Origin of the sequence: Methyloceanibacter sp. wino2 (assembly GCF_003071365.1) — a bacterium.
In the GTDB taxonomy this organism is placed as follows: domain Bacteria; phylum Pseudomonadota; class Alphaproteobacteria; order Rhizobiales; family Methyloligellaceae; genus Methyloceanibacter.
Map to the genome: position 1 here is coordinate 2,125,981 of NZ_CP028960.1, position 21,520 is coordinate 2,147,500.

General features: G+C 64.3%; 19 protein-coding genes (1 of these 19 cut by a window edge). 15 read left to right on the forward strand and 4 right to left on the reverse strand.

The genetic code is table 11. The features are described 5' to 3' along the window. The first annotated feature begins 18 nt into the window (after positions 1–18). Genes DCY11_RS09955 through DCY11_RS09965 form a run of 3 tightly spaced genes read left to right on the forward strand, consistent with a single transcriptional unit; the run spans position 19 to position 2,607 of the window. Positions 19–891, forward strand: a complete 873-nt coding sequence (locus DCY11_RS09955; protein ID WP_159079933.1) for a peptidylprolyl isomerase — start codon at positions 19–21, stop codon at positions 889–891. A 31-nt stretch (positions 892–922) separates the two neighbouring features. Next, a complete protein-coding gene (gene argJ / locus DCY11_RS09960) occupies positions 923–2,161 on the forward strand; it encodes a bifunctional glutamate N-acetyltransferase/amino-acid acetyltransferase ArgJ (protein ID WP_245409334.1) in 1,239 nt (412 codons plus the stop codon). After that, complete coding sequence (locus DCY11_RS09965; RefSeq protein WP_108682761.1) at positions 2,158–2,607, forward strand: (deoxy)nucleoside triphosphate pyrophosphohydrolase; 450 nt, start codon at positions 2,158–2,160, stop codon at positions 2,605–2,607. Before argJ ends, DCY11_RS09965 begins: the two co-directional genes overlap by 4 nt. Before the next feature lie 21 nt (positions 2,608–2,628). Here the strand turns inward: DCY11_RS09965 and DCY11_RS09970 are convergent, their stop codons facing one another. After that, a complete protein-coding gene (locus tag DCY11_RS09970; RefSeq protein ID WP_108682762.1) occupies positions 2,629–3,579 on the reverse strand; it encodes a class I SAM-dependent methyltransferase in 951 nt (316 codons plus the stop codon). 42 nt (positions 3,580–3,621) lie between these two features. Between DCY11_RS09970 and DCY11_RS09975 the strand changes: the two genes are divergently transcribed. The 4 genes from DCY11_RS09975 to DCY11_RS16170 all read left to right on the forward strand — a co-directional run bounded on the left by DCY11_RS09975 (position 3,622) and on the right by DCY11_RS16170 (position 6,988). Then, complete coding sequence (locus DCY11_RS09975) at positions 3,622–4,398, forward strand: ComF family protein (RefSeq protein WP_108682763.1); 777 nt, start codon at positions 3,622–3,624, stop codon at positions 4,396–4,398. A gap of 87 nt (positions 4,399–4,485) precedes the next feature. After that, on the forward strand, positions 4,486–5,376 hold the full coding sequence (locus DCY11_RS09980) for a carbon-nitrogen hydrolase family protein (RefSeq protein ID WP_108682764.1): 891 nt from the start codon (positions 4,486–4,488) through the stop codon (positions 5,374–5,376). Next, positions 5,373–5,834 (forward strand): DUF1178 family protein, encoded by a 462-nt coding sequence (locus DCY11_RS09985; protein ID WP_108682765.1) that lies wholly within the window; start codon positions 5,373–5,375, stop codon positions 5,832–5,834. The genes DCY11_RS09980 and DCY11_RS09985 overlap by 4 nt, the downstream gene beginning before the upstream one ends. A 164-nt stretch (positions 5,835–5,998) precedes the next feature. After that, a complete protein-coding gene (locus DCY11_RS16170; RefSeq protein WP_371515002.1) occupies positions 5,999–6,988 on the forward strand; it encodes a L,D-transpeptidase in 990 nt (329 codons plus the stop codon). Between the two features lie 70 nt (positions 6,989–7,058). Here DCY11_RS16170 and DCY11_RS09995 read toward each other — a convergent pair whose 3' ends face one another. Then, a complete protein-coding gene (locus tag DCY11_RS09995; protein WP_108682766.1) occupies positions 7,059–7,928 on the reverse strand; it encodes a methyltransferase type 12 in 870 nt (289 codons plus the stop codon). A 299-nt stretch (positions 7,929–8,227) separates the two neighbouring features. After that, positions 8,228–9,001, reverse strand: a complete 774-nt coding sequence (gene ubiG / locus DCY11_RS10000) for a bifunctional 2-polyprenyl-6-hydroxyphenol methylase/3-demethylubiquinol 3-O-methyltransferase UbiG (RefSeq protein ID WP_108682767.1) — start codon at positions 8,999–9,001, stop codon at positions 8,228–8,230. A 171-nt stretch (positions 9,002–9,172) separates the two neighbouring features. Here ubiG and DCY11_RS10005 point away from each other — a divergent pair, with 171 nt between their 5' ends. From DCY11_RS10005 to clpB, 8 genes are all read left to right on the forward strand, one after another. Next, a complete protein-coding gene (locus DCY11_RS10005) occupies positions 9,173–10,465 on the forward strand; it encodes an aspartate kinase (protein ID WP_108682768.1) in 1,293 nt (430 codons plus the stop codon). A gap of 85 nt (positions 10,466–10,550) precedes the next feature. Next, positions 10,551–12,809, forward strand: a complete 2,259-nt coding sequence (gene ptsP / locus DCY11_RS10010) for a phosphoenolpyruvate--protein phosphotransferase (RefSeq protein ID WP_108682769.1) — start codon at positions 10,551–10,553, stop codon at positions 12,807–12,809. A 212-nt stretch (positions 12,810–13,021) separates the two neighbouring features. Then, positions 13,022–14,218, forward strand: coding sequence for a RodZ family helix-turn-helix domain-containing protein (locus DCY11_RS10015; RefSeq protein WP_108682770.1), 1,197 nt, complete (start codon positions 13,022–13,024; stop codon positions 14,216–14,218). 18 nt (positions 14,219–14,236) lie between these two features. After that, positions 14,237–15,325, forward strand: a complete 1,089-nt coding sequence (gene prfA / locus DCY11_RS10020) for a peptide chain release factor 1 (protein ID WP_108682771.1) — start codon at positions 14,237–14,239, stop codon at positions 15,323–15,325. Next, positions 15,322–16,188 (forward strand): peptide chain release factor N(5)-glutamine methyltransferase, encoded by an 867-nt coding sequence (gene prmC, locus DCY11_RS10025; protein WP_174202146.1) that lies wholly within the window; start codon positions 15,322–15,324, stop codon positions 16,186–16,188. Before prfA ends, prmC begins: the two co-directional genes overlap by 4 nt. Before the next feature lie 430 nt (positions 16,189–16,618). Next, on the forward strand, positions 16,619–17,224 hold the full coding sequence (locus DCY11_RS16175; RefSeq protein ID WP_108682772.1) for a DUF4167 domain-containing protein: 606 nt from the start codon (positions 16,619–16,621) through the stop codon (positions 17,222–17,224). A gap of 69 nt (positions 17,225–17,293) precedes the next feature. Further along, positions 17,294–17,557 carry an RDD family protein gene (locus tag DCY11_RS10035; protein WP_108682773.1) on the forward strand — a complete coding sequence of 88 codons (264 nt, stop codon included), beginning with the start codon at positions 17,294–17,296 and terminating at the stop codon, positions 17,555–17,557. 175 nt (positions 17,558–17,732) lie between these two features. Next, positions 17,733–20,333, forward strand: a complete 2,601-nt coding sequence (clpB, locus tag DCY11_RS10040; RefSeq protein WP_108682774.1) for an ATP-dependent chaperone ClpB — start codon at positions 17,733–17,735, stop codon at positions 20,331–20,333. Positions 20,334–20,546: 213 nt separating this feature from the next. Here clpB and DCY11_RS10045 read toward each other — a convergent pair whose 3' ends face one another. Beyond that, positions 20,547–21,520, reverse strand: partial view of a peptidoglycan DD-metalloendopeptidase family protein gene (locus tag DCY11_RS10045; protein WP_159079934.1) — the end only. Its footprint extends 1,045 nt past the window's final position; 974 of the gene's 2,019 nt are visible here — the last part of the coding sequence; its start codon lies off the right edge, out of view; the stop codon is at positions 20,547–20,549.

Genomic DNA, 21,520 nt, shown 5'->3' on the forward strand with positions numbered 1-21,520 from the left:
AAGACGAGGATTAATCCAGTGAAATTGTGGTCAGCCTTGCTGCTCCTTGCAGCGTCGATGTTCCTTGTGCCGCCAGCAATCGCCGCCGACGCTGTCGTCGCGCGCGTGAACGGGGTGGAGATCAAACAGTCCGATCTAGACTTTGCCGCCTCCGAAGTCGGCCCGCGGCTCGGAACTGTCCGTCCCGACGACCGCAAGCGTATCCTCATGCAGTTCGTGATCGAGAACGAACTTCTGGCCGGCGCCGGCGAAAAGGAAAAGCTGGACGAGGCCGATACGTTTGCAGCACGCGAGGCCTATCACCGGCGGCGCGCGCTGCGGGATGCGTACTTTGACAAGAACGTCACGGGCGGTGTTTCCGAAGACGAAGCGAAGAAGGTCTTCGAGGAGAACATCGCCAAGGTGAAGCCGGAGCAGGAGATCAAGGCCCGGCACATTCTCGTCGATACAGAAGATCAGGCGAAGGCGATCAAGGCGGAGCTCGATGGCGGCGCCGATTTTGCCAAGCTCGCTTCTGAAAAGTCGAAAGACAAGAACGCCGAGGGCGGCGATCTCGGTTTCTTCACGCGCGGTCAGATGTTGAAGCCGTTCGAGGATGCGGCCTTCGCGCTCGACGTGGGTCAGATTTCCGATCCCGTGAAGACGAGCTTCGGCTGGCACATCATCCAGGTCGAGGAGAAACGCGATCAGAAGCTCCCGACGTTCGATGACGTCAAAGACCCCATCATGAGCCAGCTGGTCGTGCGCAAAGCCCAAACGGTCGTGAGCGACCTTCGGTCCAATGCCGACATTGAGATCCTCGATCCGGATATCAAGCGGTCCATGGACGATGCGGCCATGCGGGGCGAAGCGCCGCCGCTGCCCGACGAAGAGTTCAACGAGGACCACTAGGGTCGCCGGCGTTTCGGCCATGAATCCGGACATGGACAAAGTCTCGCCGTTTGCCCCGGTGCACGTGCCGGTCTTGCCGCCGATCGAGGGGGTTCGCCTCGCGGCGTGCGAGGCCGGGATTCGCTATGCCGGCCGCACCGACTTGCTCTTGGCGCTGTTCGAGCCATCGACCGCCGTGGCGGGCGTGTTCACCACGTCCAAAACGGCGTCGGCGGCGGTCGAATGGTGCCGCGAGCATGTGCGGCACGGCATGGCTCGGGCGCTCGTCGTTAACTCGGGCAACGCGAATGCCTTCACGGGCATGCGCGGGCGCGAGGCGGTCGCAGAAACGGTGCGGGCCACGGCACGCATCGCCGATTGTCTCGATGCGGATGTGTATGTCGCCTCGACCGGCGTGATCGGCGAGCCGCTCGATCCCTCGAAATTCGTGGGCTTCCTCGCGGGGCTGGCGGACGAGGCGGAGGGCGACGCTTATGAGATGGCGGCCCGCGCCATCATGACGACCGACACGTTCCCGAAGCTCGCCACGCGTACGTGCGAGATCGACGGCGTGACCGTCACGCTCAACGGCATCGCCAAGGGCGCGGGCATGATCGCCCCCGACATGGCGACCATGCTTTCCTTCCTGTTCACGGACGCGCCGATCGAGCCCGCCGCGCTTCAGTCGGTTCTGTCGCCGCTGGTCGAAGACAGTTTCAACGCGATCACGATCGACAGCGACACGTCCACGAGCGACACGGTGCTCCTGTTCGCGACAGGCGCGGCGGAGCGGCGTTCGTGCCCACGCATTGCGGACGGCAACGACGAGCGGCTCGGCGGTTTCCGTGCGGCTCTGTTCGATCTCATGCGTGACCTTGCCCATCAGATCGTGAAGGACGGCGAGGGGCTGACCAAGTTCGTCTCTGTTACGGTCAAGGGAGCGGAGTCCAAGGCGGCGGCGCGCACCATTGCGAAGGCGATCTGCAATTCGCCGCTCGTGAAAACGGCGCTGGCGGGCGAGGATCCGAACTGGGGCCGTATCGTCATGGCCGTGGGCAAGGCCGGAGAGGCGGCCGACCGCGACCGGTTGGCGATCTGGTTCGGCGACATCGAGGTCGCGAAAGACGGCGAGGTGGCGCCCGCCTACAAAGAGGCGGATGGGGCTACCTATATGAAGCGTCCCGAGATCGACATCACCGTGGATGTGGGCATTGGTGAGGGCACGGATACGATGTGGACCTGCGATCTCACTAAGGAATACATCGCCATCAACGCCGATTACCGGTCGTGACGGAATCTGCGGGCGCGAAGCCGCTTGTGCTGGTCGCCGCGTGTGCGCTCGTAGATGGAAGCGGTCGCGTGCTCATTACCCAGCGTCCCGAAGGCAAGCCGCTCGCGGGGCTGTGGGAGTTTCCCGGCGGCAAGCTGGAGGACGGGGAGACGCCGGAACACGGCCTCGTCCGCGAGCTCGACGAGGAACTCGGAATCGCGATCCAGCCATCGGCGCTCATCCCACTGACGTTCTCGAGTTTCTCCTACCCGGACTTCGATCTGCTGATGCCGCTCTTCGCGTGCTGGCAGTGGTCGGGAAATGTCACAGCCAAAGAAGGGCAGGCGCTGGCCTGGGCCGATCCGGCTGCCTTGCACGACTATGCGATGCCGCCTGCCGACGAGCCGCTCAAGGACCTGCTGCCCGGCTTGCTCGATTGCGTGCGCAACGCCTCGACTGACGGCTGAGGGAAACGGTCCGGCGCTTATTTAGCTCTTCGTATCTGGCTCATCATCGGCGTTGGGATCGGTTTGGGGGAACGATGCCTTCGCGCCGCCCGGCTGCTCCGTCGTATTGAGCGCATCCGCCAGGCGGCTTTGCGCCGAGCCCGGCTTCAGGGGCTTCTGCTGGCTCGGGTCCGGGGCCCAGCCGCTCATGAAAACGAACTGGAATGTCGCGGCGATCTTGCCGTCCGGTGTGCCGTAGCGCGACCGGTACAGGTCTTCGGCGCGCATCAGCACCCGCCGTGACAAGGGTTTCTTGCTGCGGGCCACGAGCACATTGCCGCCGCCGAGCGCGCGGATTTCCTGCATCAACGCTCGAGGCGAGGGGTAGATCACCTCGAGCTCTTCGGTGTCCGTGACGGGCAGGGCGAAGCCGGCGCGTTGCAGAAGTGCGCCATAGGATCGTACGTCCGCGAAGGGGGCGACGCGCGGAGACACCCCGCCCTCGATCTCCTCTTCCGCCTCGAGCAGGCATTCCCGCAATTCGCCGAGCGCATTGGCGCCGAGTGCCGCGGCCATGAAGAGCCCGTCGGGAGCAAGCGCCCGGTGAATCTGGATGAGGCTGCCGGGCAGATCGTTGACGCGATGAAGGGCAAGGCCCGACACGACGAGGTTGAAGGCGCCGTCCTTGAACGGCAGCAAGTCTTCATCGCAGACAACGGCAGGCGGCGGGCAGCGCCGCGCATAGGCGAGCACGCTCTCCGCATAGAACACCTCTTCTACGGACGGCAGTTCGGCGATGGTCCGCCCTAGAAGGCCGTGATAGGCGCCAAGATCGAGCGCCCGGGGAAAAGCGCGCAACATGATCGCTACCCGATCCGCTAGCTCGCCGGCGACGTGGCCGATCAGGACTTCGCGCTCTTCGATCTCTGCGGCAAAGCGGGCTCTGCGCTCGCGCAAGAGGCGCCGGTCGAAGAGAAGCGGGCCCTCGCTCATTGCGGCTCCTCATTCAATCGCTGACAACTTATAATTGTCGTGATGTCCATTGAAGCAACAAAGGTAGAGACCGCTTCCGCGTGGCGCACGGTGCTGCGCGCGGCGACTGATCTGGTGCTGCCGCCCGTATGCGTGGTCTGCCGCACCCCAATCGGGTCCCACGGGCTCCTGTGCGGTCCGTGTTTCGCCGGCATCGATTTCATCGCGCCTCCTTTGTGTACGCGTCTCGGCGTGCCGCTTCCTTACGATACGGGGGAACCGTATCTGTCGGCAGCGGCGATCGCTGCGCCGCCGGTCTACGACAGGGCCCGGGCCGTGGCGCGCTATTCGCAGACCATGCGCGATCTGATCCAGAGCTTCAAATACCGTGACCGGCAGGACGGCTTGCGCCTGTTCGCCCGCTGGCTCGTTCGGGCCGGGTCCGAGCTCCTGGCTGATGCGGATCTGCTCGTGCCGGTTCCGCTGTATCGGTCGCGGCTGTGGTCGCGGCGCTTCAATCAATCGGCGTTGCTGGCGCGGGGGATCGAAAGTCACACGGGTGTGCCCGCCGATTGTTTCGTTTTGCGGCGGACGCGCCGCACGGCCAGTCAGGTGGGCTTGTCGGCGGCGCAGCGGAGGCGCAATGTCGCCGGAGCCTTTAAGGTGTCGCCGTCGCGCGCGCATGCGATCGTCGGCAAATCCGTCGTGCTGGTGGACGATGTGATTACCACCGGCGCCACGATCGAGGCTTGCGCCCGCGTTCTGAAACGGGCGGGCGCGGCGCGTGTGGACGTGCTGGCCTTGGCCCGGGCCGTTGAACCGGCGGCGTTCGTGCTTTAGGTAGCGCGGTCTGCCGCAGGACGGCTTACATCTCTGCTGGCACACTACTGGACTGGTCCGGAGAGGACCAACGATCGAGACTTGAGAATGGGTTCTGACACTGCCAATCGTTTTCGCGCCGCGGTCGTGCAATTGCGCGCCGGGCGGGTGATCGCGGACAATTTGATCGCGGCCGAGGCCTTGATCCGCGAAGCGGCCAAAGGCGGCGCGCACTATATTCAGACCCCTGAGAATAGCGCGCTGATGGAACTCGAGCCCGAGCTCGTCCGGAGCCAGGTGCAGCCGGAAGGGGAAAGCCGTCCGCTGGCCGTGTTCCGCGCTCTGGCGGCCGAGCTCGGCGTGTGGCTGCATATCGGATCGCTCGGCGTCAAAGCGGACGACGGGCGTATCGCCAACCGCTCGTATCTCATGGCGCCTGATGGCACGGTCGCCGCCCGCTACGACAAGCTGCATATGTTCGACGTCGATCTTCCGAATGGCGAGTCCTATCGGGAGTCCGACAACTACACGCCGGGCAGCAAGGCGGTCCTCGCGGATTTGACGCCCGGCGGCGTGCCCGCGCGGCTCGGCATGACCATTTGCTACGATTTGCGCTTTGCCGCGCTGTATCGGGCGCTCGCCATCGCCGGCGCCAATATGATCGCCATTCCCGCGGCCTTCACCAAGCACACGGGCGAAGCGCATTGGCATGTGCTGCTGCGCGCACGCGCGATCGAGACCGGCGCGTATGTCTTCGCGGCGACGCAGGGCGGCCTTCACGAGAACGGCCGCTGGACGTTCGGGCACTCGATGATCATCTCGCCCTGGGGCGAGATCCTGGCCGAAGCGGGGGCCGACCCGTGCGTCGTCTTCGCCGACATCGACCTTGCCCTCGTCGAGGAGGTCCGGGCCCGGATCCCCGCGCTCACCCATGGACGGCCGTTCGAGATCGAGATTGCGACCCCTGACGGCGAGCCCATGAAGCGGCAAGCGTCATGATCCGTTATTCCCTCAAATGCGGGACCGGGCACCAGTTCGACGCGTGGTTCTCGTCCAGCGACTCCTATGACGAGCAATGCGAGGCTGAAGTGATCCGTTGCCCGGAATGCGGCAGCGCGAACGTCCAGAAGGCGCCCATGGCGCCTGCGGTGCTGCGCGGCCAACGGCGTGCGCCGGCACGGGACGAGGCGACGCCGACGACCGATGGGCCGCTGACGGGCCCCCAAGATTCGGAGCAAGGCCAAAGTTACGCCTTTCTCAAGGGCCTGAGAGAGCATCTGAAGGCCAATGCCGACGATGTCGGTGACAAATTCGCCGAGGAAGCGCGGAAAATGCACCACGGCGAAGCCGAAGAACGGGATATCTACGGCGAGGCGACGGTCGATGAGGCTAAGTCGTTGTATGAAGAGGGAATTCCGGCGCTGCCGTTGCCCAAGCTGCCCGACGAGCACAACTAGCCGGACCGGGTTCGCCGGGCCGTGTTACCCACGGGGTAACCTCTTGTTTGGGGCTGTCACGTATACCTGAACAATAATTCGCGAAGTGCCGTGGAAATGTCGGGATGCCTCTGCAATGATGAGGGTGCCGGACGGTTGGATCGCGCATAACCAGGGAACGAATCATGCGCCTCACTTTTCAACAGCAACCACGGCCTTGGACCCTTCTATCGGCGTTCCGGCCGCTGGTGGCCGTATGCTTCGCGGCCCTTCTGCTTGCCCATCCGGCTGCCGCAGAGACGAACAAGCACGCGACCTCGCCGGATCTCGATCTCAGCATGCCGAAGGGGCTCGATGCCCAACCACAGCCCGTCTATCCGGACGATCGATTCGGCTCGACCGACACATCGGCGACGGACGCGGACTCTGACGAGGCTGACGCGGACGAGCCGGCCAGAAGCGCATCGCGCTCGCCGGCAGAGGAGCCGGAATCGTCTCTGACCAGCGATCCGGACATCGAGACGCTGAAGAGCGACGACCTGGCCGACGTTGAGGCCCCGGTCGAGCCGAAGACCCCAATCATTGTCGCCACTGTCGACAAGACGGCGCAGGAAATGACGGTGTTTGTCGATGGCGTCGAGGAATATCGCTGGCCGGTATCCACGGGTCTGCCGGGCTATGCCACGCCGGGCGGCACCTTCACGGCTAGCTCGATGAACGAGATTTGGTACAGCAAGCAGTTCGACAATGCGCCCATGCCTCATGCGGTGTTCTTCACCAAGAAGGGCCATGCGATCCACGCGACCAAAGAGGTGAAGAAGCTGGGGCGGCCCGCGTCACACGGCTGCGTCCGCCTGTCGCCGAAGAACGCGGAGACCTTTTTCAATCTCGTGAAAGAGACGGGTCTCGACCGTACGGAAGTCGTTCTGACCGGGGCGACACCGGGCGGCGACTACAAGATCGCCCATCCCGACCGCCGTTACGATCCGTACCAGGACTATGGCCGGCCGGTTTATCCGCGCTATGCCCCGAACCGGAATTACCAGCGCTACGGTTACAATGAAATCGAGCCGCGGGCGGAGCGCCGCCGCCGCGTGTTCGTGCCGCGCAATCAGCAGCGCCAGTACCGCCGCGCCCCGCGCCGTGGCAACTGGTTCCGCGCACCGGGGTACTAGGTACCGAGGTGCTGGGCCACGGCCTTTGAGGCCGTGGCGTGGTGTTTGTCGCTAGGGCCGTGCGCCGGACTTAGGCCGCCAGCAAGCGTTCGATCGGGATGTCCAACGCCTCGTCGCGCGGGCGGGTAAGGTAGAGTTCAGCCAGGAGATAGCCTTCCGTCTCCTTGCCCGAAGGGTCGATGCCCCGCTCGGTCAGTTGCTCTACGACTTTGTCTTGCTCGTCCCTGGATGCGAATCTCCGCTGGACGAACAGCCGCTGGCTGAGCTTCTCCGTCACGAAGCCCGCTCTGCCGAGGGTCTCCGCAATCGCGTCGAACGGAAACATGCGCAGTACGAAGTTGGCGAACCAGGGGCGCCTGCCCTTGGTGACCGCCGGTAGGAGTTCCTCGAAGCTCTTCTCCGTCACGTAGCCGACACATCCAGTCGACGTCACCAAGTCGACTGGAGCGAGATCTGGCCAGACATCCTGCGGGAGAGACTCGGTCTCGAGATCCATTGCGAGCCCTTGATCCAGGAGACCCGCTCTCTCGCCATACGCGACCGCATTCCCGGCAACGTCGAGGCCGATCACCTCGATGTCTTCGACCTGTTCCAGCTGGGCAAAGAAGTCGGAGTCTTGCTCGACGATCTCTTGGGCGGTGGTGCCGGCTTGCTCCAAGCGAGTCCATCGATCGTAGAGGTCTTGAATGGAGAGGTCGTGTTTCAGCAGCGCTGCATTGATGCCGTAGGAGCAACCGATGTCGAGGACGTGGACCGTCTCATCGGTCTTCTCGTGCCGCAACCCGATCAACTGTTGGAGGATTGGCTTGGCTGTTCCAGGGATTTTGTACCCAACACTTTCAAGCTCGCGAAAATAGGCGCGCGGATCGGCGTGATCGTAGATATGATCCATCGTCGCTTTGGCGTCGTTGATCTCGTCGAATTGGTGTTCATCTAGCATTCGTCCTCCCGGGTTAAGTGCCCCCCCCGTTAGAATGAGCACGCGAAATTGCACGCGCCCGCATTCCGTCTCTGAAACGGCATGCGGGGCGTCATGGCGACGCGCCGAAGCGGTCCCGTAGGGAGGTGTCGTTGTTTTGGCTTAGGTTCGCGAAGCTAACATGACCGCCTCACGGTTCTCAACCGAGCGGCCGACGTTTCTCAAGGAATCGCGAGAATCATACGGAAAATAGGATTTCCGTTGAGGGTTTTGCGGTGATCCGCGTTTTTCATTCGCATGACGTGTGATGCCGGCGTGCCCTAGACAGGCGCTGCGGGCGTCGCCGTCACGAAGTAGTTGACGTCCGTATCGCGTGACAGCCGCCAATCGTCCGCCAACGGATCGTAGGTCATGCCGGTAAGGTCAGTGGATTGCAGCCCGGCGTCGGCGAGAGCCGCCTTCAATTCCTCGGGCGTTACGAACCGGTCCCATTGATGCGTGCCCGCAGGGACCCAACGCAGGACGTATTCCGCGCCGACAATGGCGAGCGCGTAGGACTTGAGTGTCCGGTTCAGCGTCGAGAGGATCATGACGCCGCCATCGGCCACGAGAGGCGCGAGCCGGGCGAGGAACGCCGGCACATCGGGGACGTGCTCCACCACTTCGAGTAGAAGGACGACGTCGAACCGGCGGCCTTGTTCCGCAACGGCCTCCGCCGTCGTCGCCTCGTAGCCGATCGCGAGGCCGGTGCCGTCCGCATGAGCCTTGGCGGCGGCGATGGTCTCGGGCCCGGGATCGATGCCGGTCACCGTCGCCCCGAGGCGGGCTAGGGGCTCGGACACGAGCCCGCCCCCGCAGCCGATATCGAGCACGCTGAGACCTTCGAGGCACGGCGGGTCCTTGGGGTCCCGTCCGAACTGCGCGCAGATGCGGTCACGAATATAGGTGAGCCGCGCCGGGTTGAGCCGGTGCAGCGGGCGGAACGGCCCGCTTTCGTCCCACCATTCGTCGGCGAGTTTCGCGAATTGCGCCACTTCGCCGGAGTCGAGCGTGGAAGGGGCCGCCGGCGCGGCGGTATCCTGGGATGCGGTCATGGCCGCATTGGCGGCGCCGCGCCGCGCCCTGTCAAGGCCATGCCTCGCCCCGTCAAAGCAATGGCCGAAGTCCCGCGTGCCTGTTGCAGCCTGCAACCCTTATCAGTAGAAAGACCCGAAAGTTCCGGCCGGTCCCGATCCCAAGGGCCGGCCCTCTTCTTGTGAGCCGGTATGTCTCTGCTTGTATTGAAATTTGGTGGCACCTCGGTCGCGGATATCGATCGGATCCGCAGCGTGGCCGCGCATGTGAAGCGCGAGCACGATGCCGGGAACGCCTGCGCCGTCGTGGTCTCGGCCATGGCCGGCCAGACCAACAGGCTTGTCGCCTGGGTCGAAGAGGCTTGGGGCTACAAGGCCGACGGCAACGGAGGGGCGGACGTGTCGGCGCTCTACGATTGCCGTGAGTACGACGCGGTTGTCTCGTCGGGCGAGCAGGTGACGTCGGGGCTCCTGGCCCTGGTGCTGCAGTCCATGGGCGTGAGCGCGCGCTCGTGGCAGGGCTGGCAGATCCCCGTGCATACGGACGATGCGCATCAGAAGGCCCGCATCACCGGCATCGACGTGGACAACATCAAGGCGGCGATGCTCGGCGGCGAAGTCGCCGTTTGTGCCGGCTTCCAAGGCATCGCTCCGAACAACCGGATCGCGACGCTCGGCCGGGGTGGGTCCGATACGAGTGCCGTGGCGCTCGCCGCCGCGCTTCAGGCCGATCGCTGTGATATCTACACCGACGTGGACGGGGTCTACACGACCGACCCGCGCGTCGTCAGCAAGGCCCACCGGCTGGATCGCATCTCCTACGAGGAAATGCTGGAGATGGCGTCGCAAGGAGCCAAGGTCCTGCAGACCCGCTCGGTGGAAATGGCCATGCAATGGAGCGTGCCCGTGCTCGTGCGCTCCAGCTTCGATGCGCCGGATATACCCGGCAACCCCGACACGGGCGAGGGGATTGGTACACTCGTTTGCCATGAGGATGAGATCATGGAGCAGAATGTCGTCAGTGGAATTGCTTACGCACGGGACGAAGCCAAGGTGACGCTGCTGAAGGTGGCCGACAAACCGGGCGTGGCTGCGCGCGTGTTCGGCCCCCTATCGGACGCTCATATAAATGTCGACATGATCGTTCAGAACGTGTCCGAAGATGGAAAGTCGACGGATCTGACCTTTACCGTCCAGAGCGCGGATCTCGATCGGGCGCTCGAGGTGCTGAAATCGGCCAAGGACGAGATCGGCTACCTGGATCTGCGCGGAGCAACGGATATCGCCAAGGTCTCGGCCATTGGCGTCGGGATGCGGAGCCACGCGGGTGTTGCAGCCCAAATGTTCAGCGCGCTTGCCGAAAAGGGCATCAATATCGAGGCGATATCCACGTCCGAGATCAAGATTAGCGTATTGATCGACGCCGCCTATGCCGAGCTTGCGGTGCGAACCTTGCATACCCTTTTTGGGTTGGACGGCGCTTAGACGCGAAAAATTAGGCTACTCTAGCCGTTCACAGTGGGGAAGCTCGAGATCCGCCGACCAGGCGGATGGTCCGGGACTTATCGTTATGGCTGCATCCGTTGGTGCTCCAAGGCAGATGCTCCGCCGCCTCCGTGAGGTCATGGCGGAACACGAGAGTGCGCAGGCACGCCTCGACAAGGTGGTGATGCTGATCGCCTCCAACATCGTGGCCGAGGTGTGCTCGCTCTACCTGCGCCGCCGTGACGGCTCGCTCGAACTCGTGGCCACCGAGGGCCTCAATGTGAGCGCGGTCCACAACACGCATTTGAAGCCCGGCGAAGGTCTCGTGGGGCTTGTCGCCGAGCAGGCCGAGCCGAAGCAATTCGCGGACGCCCAGCACCATCCGGCCTTCTCCTTCCGCCCCGAGACCGGCGAGGAGATCTACCATTCCTTTGTCGGCGTGCCGATCCTGCGTGGCGGGCACACGATCGGCGTTCTCACGGTGCAGAACCGCACCATGCGCCAGTACAGCGACGAAGAAGTCGAGGCGCTGCAGACCACGGCAATGGTCATCGCCGATACGCTGGCGTCGGGCGGGATCCTCTCCGAGGAGGTGACGGCGGAGAAGGGGCGCGATCAAAGCGTCCGTTTCGTCGGTCAGCCAATCTCCGAGAGCGTGGCGCTGGGGCACATCGTGTTGCACGAACCCCGGATCGTGATCACCAAGCTGATCGCCGAGGACGCGGAGCACGAGCGGAGCCGGTTGCAGCAGGCTATCGAGGAACTGACCGGCCAGATTGACGAGATGATGGAGCGCGGCGATCTCGCGCGCGCCGGTGAGCATCATGAAGTGCTCGAAGCGTTCCGCATGTTCGCCCACGACCATGGCTGGCGCCGGCGCCTTGACGAGGCGCTCGCGACGGGTCTGACCGCCGAAGCGGCTGTGCAGCGCGTTCGCAATGATACGCGTGCACGGATGATGCGCATGCCGGACCCGCGTTTCCGCGACCGGCTGCATGACATCGAAGACCTGTCCAACCGGCTATTGCGCTTCCTTTCGGGGGAGACGGCGACGGCCTCCACCGGCGCGCTCCCGGAGGATGCGATCGTGGTCGCGCGGACGATGGGGCCGGCAGAGCTCTTGGATTACGACCGCCACCGGCTGCGCGGCCTCGTTCTGGAAGAGGGCGGCGCGAACAGCCACGTGGCGATCGTTGCCCGCGCGCTCGGGATCGCCGCGATCACCCAGTGCAAGGGCGTGGTCGAGATGGTCGAGCCCGGCGACGCGGTGATCCTCGACGGCCAGGGCGGGGAGCTGCATGTGCGGCCGACTCAGGAAGTGGTCCACGCCTATTCCGACAAGGTCCGCTTCCAGGCCCGCAAGCAGGCCCAATATGCCGCGTTGCGCGAGGTGCCGGCGGTCACGCTCGACGATCAGCGCGTCAATCTGCAGATCAATGCAGGCCTGTTGTTCGACCTGCCGCACTTGAAGCAATCCGGCGCGGACGGGATCGGGCTGTTCCGGACCGAGCTTCAGTTCATGATCTCCGAGACGTTTCCTCGGCTCGAGCAGCAGACGAAGCTCTACAAGTCGATCCTCGACCAAGCGGCCGGACGTCCCGTGGTGTTCCGCTCCCTGGATGTCGGCGGCGACAAGGTCATTCCCTATTTCCGCGGCGGGGCGGAGGAAAACCCGGCCCTCGGCTGGCGCGCGATCCGTATGGCCCTCGACCGGCCCGCGGTGTTCCGCACCCAGATCCGCGCCTTGCTGCGCGCCGCGCACGGGCGCGAAATGCGCATCCTCCTGCCGATGATTTCCGATGTGTCGGAGTTCGAGGCCGCCCGCACGCTGATCGACCACGAACTGACCCTGCTGAAGACCCACGGCCGGCCGGAGCCGTCCAAGCTGATGGTGGGCGCCATGGTCGAGGTGCCGGCGCTGTTGTGGCAACTCGACCACCTTCTGCCTCTGACGGATTTCGTCTCCGTAGGGTCGAACGATCTGTTGCAGTTCCTGTTTGCGGCGGACCGGAGCAATGAGCGCGTGTCGAGCCGGTTCGATTCGCTCAGCCCGACGTCACTGCGCGCGCTGCGGCATATCGTTCGCGAGGCCGAGCGGTTCAACACGCCCCTCACGCTGTGCGGCGAGATGGCGGGGAAGGCCCTCGAAGCCATGGCGCTGATCGGTCTCGGATTCCGCACGATTTCCATGGCGCCAGCCTCGGTGGGGCCGGTCAAGGCCATGGTGTTGTCGCTCGATGCGTCCAGCCTGCAGGCGCGGCTGGATGAGTTGCTTGATGTCAAGTCGACGTCCTTGCGCGAAGAATTGAAGCGTTTTGCGGCCGAAACAGGGGTACAGATCTAGACGGAACTGCATCTCGGAGTCGTGCGACGATTTTTGAGAATCCGCTCCGCGCGCCAAAGGCTTGCAAACTCTCAGCCATTGGGCTTGTGTTAATCTGCTATAGGGGGACTTTCCGGTTGCGCGGATTTGCGCCCGGATCGGATGCTATTGGGTAGGCTCTTCGGCCGCACGGCCAGGAGAGTCGCGGCGTTGCACTCACGGGATTGGAAGTAATGTCTGCCGGCTATGACGCGGAAGTGGCCGATCTTTTTCGGGACCTCAGAGCCGCGAGCAATCTGACGGAGGCGGATCTGGCGTCGCGCATCGCGGCGCCCGTCGAAGTCGTGCAGGCGCTGGAGCAGGGTGCCATCTTTGCCCTGCCGCCATGGCCGGAGACGTGCCGCGTGGTCAGCGCCTACGGCACGCTTCTCAATCTCGACACGCGTCCCTTGCTCCGCCGCATTTACGCCCAGCTTGAAGCCGGCGTCGTCGAACTGGGGCCGAAGCCCGTCCAGGACGTTCCGGTCATGGTTCCGCCGGCGGGCGGCCATCCGGCTACGCCACAGGGCCAGCCGGCGCAGCAGGCGGGACAGCTGCCGCAAGGTTGGGCCAATGGAACGCCGCAGCCTCAGCAGCAGCCGGCGCCGCAACAACCCAGGCCGCAGCCACAGCAGGCGGCCCCGCAGCAAACACCGGCCTGGCCGAGTGCGCCGGCGGGAGCGCCGCAGGCCGCCCAGCCTCAGGCGACGCAACCATCGCAGCCGCAAGCCCGTCCCCCCCAAGCGCCGCAGCCACAGGCTCCGCAGGTTCAGTCGCCGCGGCCGCTTCAACCGCAACCAACGCCGCCGCAACCACGCGCCGCACCACAGCCGCAGGGCGGGCCGCAGGCACCCTGGCCGGGCGCTGCGCCCCAGCCCGGCGCTGCGCCGCAGGCGCCGCAAGGGGCTCCCGGCCAGCTCGATACGGCTTGGCCCGGCGCCGACGGTCCCGCCCATCAGCTGGGGCAGCCGCCGCAGCCTCAACCGGCAGCACCGCAGCCACAGGCAGACGCGAGTTTTCCGGATGTTGGTTTCCCCGGCGAGCCGCAGCCTTATCCTCAGCAGCCCGGTTATGCGCCCGATCCCAACACCGTGCCGGACCCGGCGCTGGGCGGCGATTATCCTCAGGCGGACGACGCCAGCTTTCCGGGCGAACCCGAACTCGAACTCGTGGATGAGGAAGAGGAGGAACCCAAGTCCTCCAGGTCACCCCTTCTGAAATGGGGGATCATCGGTCTGCTTGCAGTCATCCTGCTGCTTGGCCTATGGATGGTGCTCGGCGGATCCTCGGGCGACGGCGGCCTTTCGTCGGGTTTCAATACGTCGGATCCGGTTCTCGATCCCGACGACCCGCGCAGCCGCAAAGCCGACCGGCTGCCGAACAATTTCTAAGCCTCATTTCCTTGAACCATGACCACGATTCCCGCTGAGAAGCTCGATAAGCTCGTTGCCCGTTGGGAGGCCATACAAGGCAGCCTCGCCTCCGGCGCCGATCAGGACAGCTATGTCGAGTTGTCCCGCGAATTCGCGGAGCTCGATCCTATTGTCGGTACGATCAACGCGTTGCGCGAAGCCCAAACCGAAAAGCAAGGGCTGCAGGAGATTCTCGACGACCGTTCCGACGCGGACATGACCGCCCTCGCCGAGGAGGAAATCGGGCCTCTCTCCGAGAAGATCGAGACGCTCGAGCATGAGCTCAAAGTGCAGCTCCTGCCTAAGGACGCGGCCGACGAGAAGAGTGCGATTCTTGAAGTGCGCGCCGGCACGGGTGGCGACGAGGCGGCGTTGTTCGCAGGCGACCTCTACCGCATGTACCAGCGCTTCGCCGACCGGCATGGCTGGAAGGTCAATGTCCTGTCCGCCAGCGAGGGCGCGACGGGCGGCTACAAGGAAATCATCGCCAATGTCACGGGCAAGGGCGTGTTCGCGCGGATGAAATACGAATCCGGCGTGCATCGCGTTCAACGCGTGCCGCAGACCGAGGCCCAAGGGCGCATTCACACGTCCGCGGCCACGGTTGCCGTGCTGCCGGAGGCCGAGGACGTGGACATCCAGATCGACGAAAAAGATCTGCGTATCGACGTGTTCCGAGCCAGCGGTCCGGGCGGGCAGTCGGTGAACACTACAGACAGCGCCGTGCGCATTACCCACTTGCCCACGGGTCTCGTGGTCATCCAGCAAGACGAGAAGTCTCAGCACAAGAACCGGGCCAAGGCCATGAAGGTCTTGAGTGCGCGGCTGTACGATCTGGAGCGTCAGAAGCTCGACGCCGAGCGGGCCCAGGACCGGCGCAGCCAGATCGGATCGGGTGACAGATCGCAACGCATCCGCACCTATAATTTTCCGCAAGGGCGGGTCACCGATCACCGCATCGGTCTCACCTCGCACCAGCTGCAGATGGTTCTGGAAGGCGAGCAGGCGCTCGACGAAATCGTCGAGGCCCTGACAACCGAGGATCAGGCCAGTCAGCTCGCGGCCATGGAGGAGAGCGAGGCGTGAGCCTGAGCCTCCAATCGGCCCAGGCCCGCGCCACCCAGGTTCTGCGGGAAGGCGGGATCGCTACGGCCGCGCTCGATGCGCGCGCCCTTCTGAAAGTGGCGACCGGGTTGTCGCTCGAAGCGTTGATCGTGAATGGCCGCGCACCGTTGAGCGCGCCATGCGAAACGCGCTTTGACGATTATGTTGCGCGCCGCCTCGCAGGCGAGCCGGTTTCCCGTATCCGCGGGACACGCGAGTTCTACGGCCGGGACTTCAAGATCGATGCGCACACGCTGGATCCCCGTCCCGATACGGAAACATTGGTCACAGCCGTCCTGGATCAGGCGGGAAGCGACGGGTTCCGCGGGCGGCCGTTGCGCCTTCTCGATCTCGGAACGGGGTCGGGGTGCATCCTCGTGACGCTCCTTGCCGAGTTGCCTGAAGCGGTCGGCACCGGCACCGACATCAATCCCGGCGCTCTGGAACTGGCCCGTGACAACGCGGCGGCACTCGGTGTTGCGGATCGTGTGCAGTTCGCGACCGCCGATTGGTTCGAGGGTCTGGCCGGGCGCTACGATATCATCGTTTCGAACCCGCCCTATATCGCCAGCGCGGAGATCGAGGGGCTCGCACCGGAGGTCGCCCGCCACGATCCCCTGGCTGCACTCGATGGCGGCATCGATGGGCTAGACGCGTATCGGCGAATCGCCGCCGGCGCGCCGCGTTTTCTTGCCCCGGGCGGTGCCTTGCTGGCGGAGATCGGGTGCACTCAGGCTGGGAGCGTTGTGGACATCTTTCGGGCAGGGGGGCTGATCGTCGCAGACGATGGAGTTCGGTCCGATCTTGCGGGTCTTCCCCGTTGTGTTTGTGCCAAGTTGTCGTGACCACGCGCAGGTCGGAGCCTGCGATGAGCCAAAAATATGCTTGGAAAATCTGGATGTTCAGGCTAGGTTCTACCCAAGAAATCAGACTATATGGCGAGCCGCAGCAGGGATTAGGCTTCGCCGGTTGCGTGGCAACACCGCGGATATCCTTTCAGAACCTCGATTGACAGGCGCCCCGCGCCTCTCGAGACGTTCAGGAGCCGTCGTATCGCAAAACAAATTTGCCGTACCGACGCTAGCACCAGAGGCATTTCGCTTCGCGTCGGACACCGACTGAGACAAGGCAGCAAGAACAAGAACCGCTGAAAAAACTAGCAAGGCCAAGCCGGCTTTCCGGGCGCTTAGCATGCTCGGTTGGTCTTGGCCGATGATCACAGACCAGGGAGTGATGAGTGCGGCGTATGCGCCGCCAATCAGGTGAATAGGGCTTATGAGGCAAGGACAACAGAATCGCAGGGGTCGCGGCCGTAGCCGGAAGCCCCAGAACCCACTGGCGCGGAATTACGAATCAAACGGACCGGATGTAAAAATCCGGGGGACCGCGTCCCATGTCGCCGAGAAGTACATGTCGCTCGCGCGTGATGCGCTGGCGTCGGGCGATATGGTCACGGCCGAGAGCTACCTTCAGCATGCCGAGCACTACAACCGCATCATCATGGCGGCTCACTCGCAGGCCGCCAGCGCGGCGCCGCAGGCCGGAGATCAGCCGCAAGGGCAGCAGTCCAATGGCAGCGGCGGCCGGAACCGGCAGGATGGCGACGACGGTGCTGAGAGTGGTGCGGGCGAGGGAGCCGAGTCCGACGTCAAGGAGGCCGGCGGTGCGTCGGCCGAGGGTCGTAGCCGCGCACGGGGCCGGCAGCGGCGGAACGGGTCTCAAGCAGCCGCAGAGGGGCAATCCAGCCCGCAAGCTCAGCCTGCCGCGGAAGCTAGTCCTGCCGCCGAGGCGATCGGCGCCACGGAAGGGAATGGTTCCGATCAGCCTGTCGAGGTGGCGGTCGCCGAGGAAAGCGAAGGCGCTTCCGGCGCTGTGAACTAGCCGCCTCCGGCTTCTCGCACACAGCGCAAACGGTTAGATTGGGCTCCGCGCGATTTGAGCGAGGGGCCCATGACCGATACACAGTCTGACACGTCCACAGCCAAGCCCGTCTCCACATGGCGGAAGGTTCTGGCCGGCATTCTCGATTTCTTCACCATCTTTTTCGTCGCGGGCTATGTCATCGGCTACGCCACGGGCAATCTGACGGCTGAAGGCTTCGAGCTGGAAGGCGGGCCCGCCTTTGTCTTCTTCGCCGCGGTCATCGCTTATTTCGTCGTGTTCTCAAAATATCTCGGCGGTACGCTCTGGCAGCGTATCTTGAAGACGCGATAGCATCGCGATGCTGCCATTTTTTGCGGCAGAGCAAGGCAAGCCCCTCTTTTCTGAGAGAAAACCGTCGCTATATGTCCGTTAACACGCCGCTGATATGACCCATCCTCAGTGGTGCCCACCCCAATTCATCAATTCTGGCCTGCCCTCGTTTCTGGCCGCCTAAAGAGGGATCGACATGGATTTCGAGAAACTTTCCGACCGCATGAAGGGTTTTCTGCAGGCCGCACAGACGATTGCGCTGCGCGACGGCAACCCGCAAGTCACCCCCGAACACTTCCTCAAAGCACTTCTGGACGACGACCAGGGGATGGCCGCCGGGCTTATCGCCCGGGCCGGCGGTGACCCAAAGACGGCGCTCGCCCGCACCGATGCGGCGCTTGCCAAGCTGCCCAAGGTCTCCGGCTCCGGCGCCCAGTCTCCGCAGATGACGCCCGCGCTTGGCCGCGCGCTCGACCAGGCCGAGCAGATGGCGACCAAGGCCGGCGACAGCTACGTCACGGTCGAACGCGCGCTGCAGGCACTCGCCATGACCGGCGAGGGCGAGACCGCCGCGATCCTGAAAGAGGCCGGCATCACACCGCAGAGCCTCAACGAAGCGATCAACGATCTGCGCAAGGGCCGCACTGCCGACAGCGCGGGCGCCGAGCAGCAATACGATGCGCTGAAGAAATACACGCGCGATTTCACCGAGGCCGCCGAGAAGGGCGAGATGGACCCGGTCATCGGCCGGGACGAAGAGATCCGCCGGACCATTCAGGTTCTCTCCCGCCGCACGAAGAACAATCCGGTGCTGATCGGTGAGCCCGGCGTCGGCAAGACCGCCATCGTCGAAGGCTTGGCGCAGCGCATCGTTAAAGGCGATGTGCCGGAGAGCCTGAAGGACAAGAAGGTGCTCTCGCTCGACATGGGCGCGCTGATCGCGGGCGCCAAATATCGCGGCGAGTTCGAGGAGCGGCTGAAGGCCGTTCTCTCCGAGATCGAGGCCGCGGAAGGCCAGATCGTCCTTTTCATCGACGAGATGCACACGCTTGTGGGCGCAGGCAAGACGGACGGCGCCATGGACGCCTCCAATCTGCTGAAGCCGGCGCTCGCGCGCGGCGAGCTGCATTGCGTCGGCGCGACCACGCTCGAGGAATACCGCAAGCATGTGGAGAAGGATGCGGCGCTGGCGCGGCGTTTCCAGCCCGTGTTCGTGGGCGAGCCCACCGTGGAGGACACGATCTCGATCCTCCGTGGGCTGAAAGAGAAGTACGAGCTGCATCACGGCGTGCGTATCTCCGATGCGGCTCTCGTCACCGCGGCTACGCTCTCCAACCGCTACATCACCGACCGCTTCCTCCCCGACAAGGCCATCGACCTTGTGGACGAGGCATCCTCGCGCCTGCGCATGCAGGTGGACTCCAAGCCCGAGGAGCTGGACGAGATGGACCGGCGCCTCATGCAGCTCAAGATCGAGCGCGAGGCCCTGAAGAAAGAGACCGACACCGCTTCCAAGGACCGGCTGGAGAAACTCGAGAAAGAGATCGTCAATCTCGAGGAGAGCGCCAACGTGCTCACCCAGCGCTGGCAGGAGGAGAAGGACAAGCTCGCCGGCGAGCAGAAGATCAAGGAAGATCTGGATACGGCGCGGATAGCGCTCGAGAAGGCCCAACGCGAGGGTGACCTCGCGAAAGCGGGCGAGCTCGCCTATGGCGTGATCCCCGATCTCGAAGCCAAGCTGAAAAAGGTCGAAGAGAGCGAGTCCGCGTCCGGCGGGCTGGCCCAGGAAGTCGTCGAGCCCGACATGATCGCAGCCGTCGTCTCCCGCTGGACCGGCATTCCCGTCGACAAGATGCTGGAAGGCGAGCGCGAGAAGCTGCTCGCCATGGAGACCGAGATTGCCCGCCGCGTGGTCGGCCAGGAAGAGGCCGTCAAGGCTGTCTCCACCGCCGTGCGCCGCAGCCGCGCCGGCCTCCAGGATCCGAACCGGCCGCTGGGCTCGTTCATGTTCTTAGGCCCCACCGGCGTCGGCAAGACGGAGCTCTCCCGCGCGCTCGCCGAATTTCTGTTCGACGACGAACACGCGATCCTGCGCGTCGACATGTCCGAATATATGGAGAAGCACGCGGTGGCCCGGCTCATCGGCGCGCCTCCCGGCTATGTGGGCTACGAGGAAGGCGGTGCGCTGACCGAAGCCGTCCGCCGGCGTCCGTACCAGGTTATTTTGTTCGACGAGATCGAGAAGGCGCATCCGGATGTGTTCAACGTCCTGCTGCAGGTGCTCGACGATGGGCGCCTGACGGACGGGCAGGGCCGTACGGTCGATTTCCGCAACACGCTGATCATCATGACGTCGAACCTCGGCTCCGAGTTCCTGGTCAACCAGGCGGAGGGCGAGGATTCCGACGCGGTCGAAGCCCAGGTCATGGAGGTGGTGCGTTCGCACTTCCGGCCCGAGTTCCTGAACCGCGTGGACGAGATCATCCTGTTCCATCGCCTGCGCCGCGAGCACATGTCCAACATCGTCGACATCCAGATGCAGCGCCTGCAAAAGCTGCTGGCCGATCGCAAGATCACGCTGACGCTGGACGAGACGGCCAAGACCTGGCTCGGCAACAAGGGCTACGACCCCGCCTACGGCGCGCGGCCCCTCAAGCGCGTGATCCAGAAATACGTGCAAGACCCGATGGCCGAGATGATCCTGCAAGGCAAGGTCCATGACGGCGAAACGGTCGACGTCTCCGTCCGCGCCGGCGAACTGACCTTCAACGGCGCGACGGCCAAGGAAGCGGCTTAGGGCAGCTTCGGCAGCTTCGCTGCTCTTGTTTGATCTGGAAATGGCCGGGGCTTGCCCCGGCCATTTTGGCTTGAGGGTTCCGACTTCATACCGAGCGCTGATGCTCGGTGGGTACGCGCAAGTCTTTGGACGTGCCGGAGGCCAAACGCTCGGTGAAGGGGCGAGGGATCAAGCGCTCAAGTAGCCGCTAGGCGGTAAGCGCGAGAAAAGTCCCTATTGGATGTCGGCTTGGGCGATGCGGTTGGTGACGGGATCCAGTTCCATCAGGGCATCGATGCGGCGGCGTTCCTTTTGGAAGGCGGCCAGGTTGCGACCATCAAGTTCGAGGCCGCGGGGCACGGCGATCGTCATCGGGTTGACGAACTTGTTGTTGACCAGGACTTCGTAGTGAAGGTGGGGGCCGGTGGAGCGGCCGGTCGTGCCGACATAGCCGATGATCTGGCCTTGCTTGACGCGGGCGCCCGGCTTGGAGCCGGTGGCAAAGCGGGTCATGTGCCCGTAGGCGGTGGCGAAGCCGTTGGCATGGCGGATGCGAATGTAGTTGCCGTAGCCGCCATGGCGCTCGGCCATCTCGATCGTGCCATCGCCGCCGGCCAGGATCGGGGTGCCTGCCGGCGCAGCCCAGTCCACGCCCGTGTGCATGCGGATGCGGCGGAGCAGCGGATGGCGGCGCGTGCCGAAGCCCGACGATAGGCGGCCGCCCTTCACGGGATTGCGCATCAAGAATTTCTTCGCGCTGGACCCGTTCTCGTCATAGAAGTCGATCGTGTTGTCAGGGGTGCGGAAGCGATAGAATTTGCGAGTCTCGCCGCCCACCGTCATGGACGTGTAAAGCAACTCGCCGGCTTTCTCGCTGGTGCCGTCGCCCTCGAAGAAGACTTCGAACGTGTCCCCAGGGCGAACCTTCTGCTTGAAGTCCACATCGTAGGAATGGACCCGCAGCAGCTTCATGATGACGTCGCCCGGAAGCTTCTGCTTGAGCGCGGATTCGTAAAAGCTCTCATACAGCGAAGCGCGGTTGGAGGCGGTGACCACGACTTCGTCGAGGGGAACCACGGTCGAGGCCAGATAGTCGCCGTCGCGGTTGCGCGACGTGGTGACGATGTGGTCGCCCGAGCTGGCGAAAATGCTGACGCGAACCGGTTCTTTGACCTCCGAATCGGCCTCGGATTCGATGAGGCGGAAGT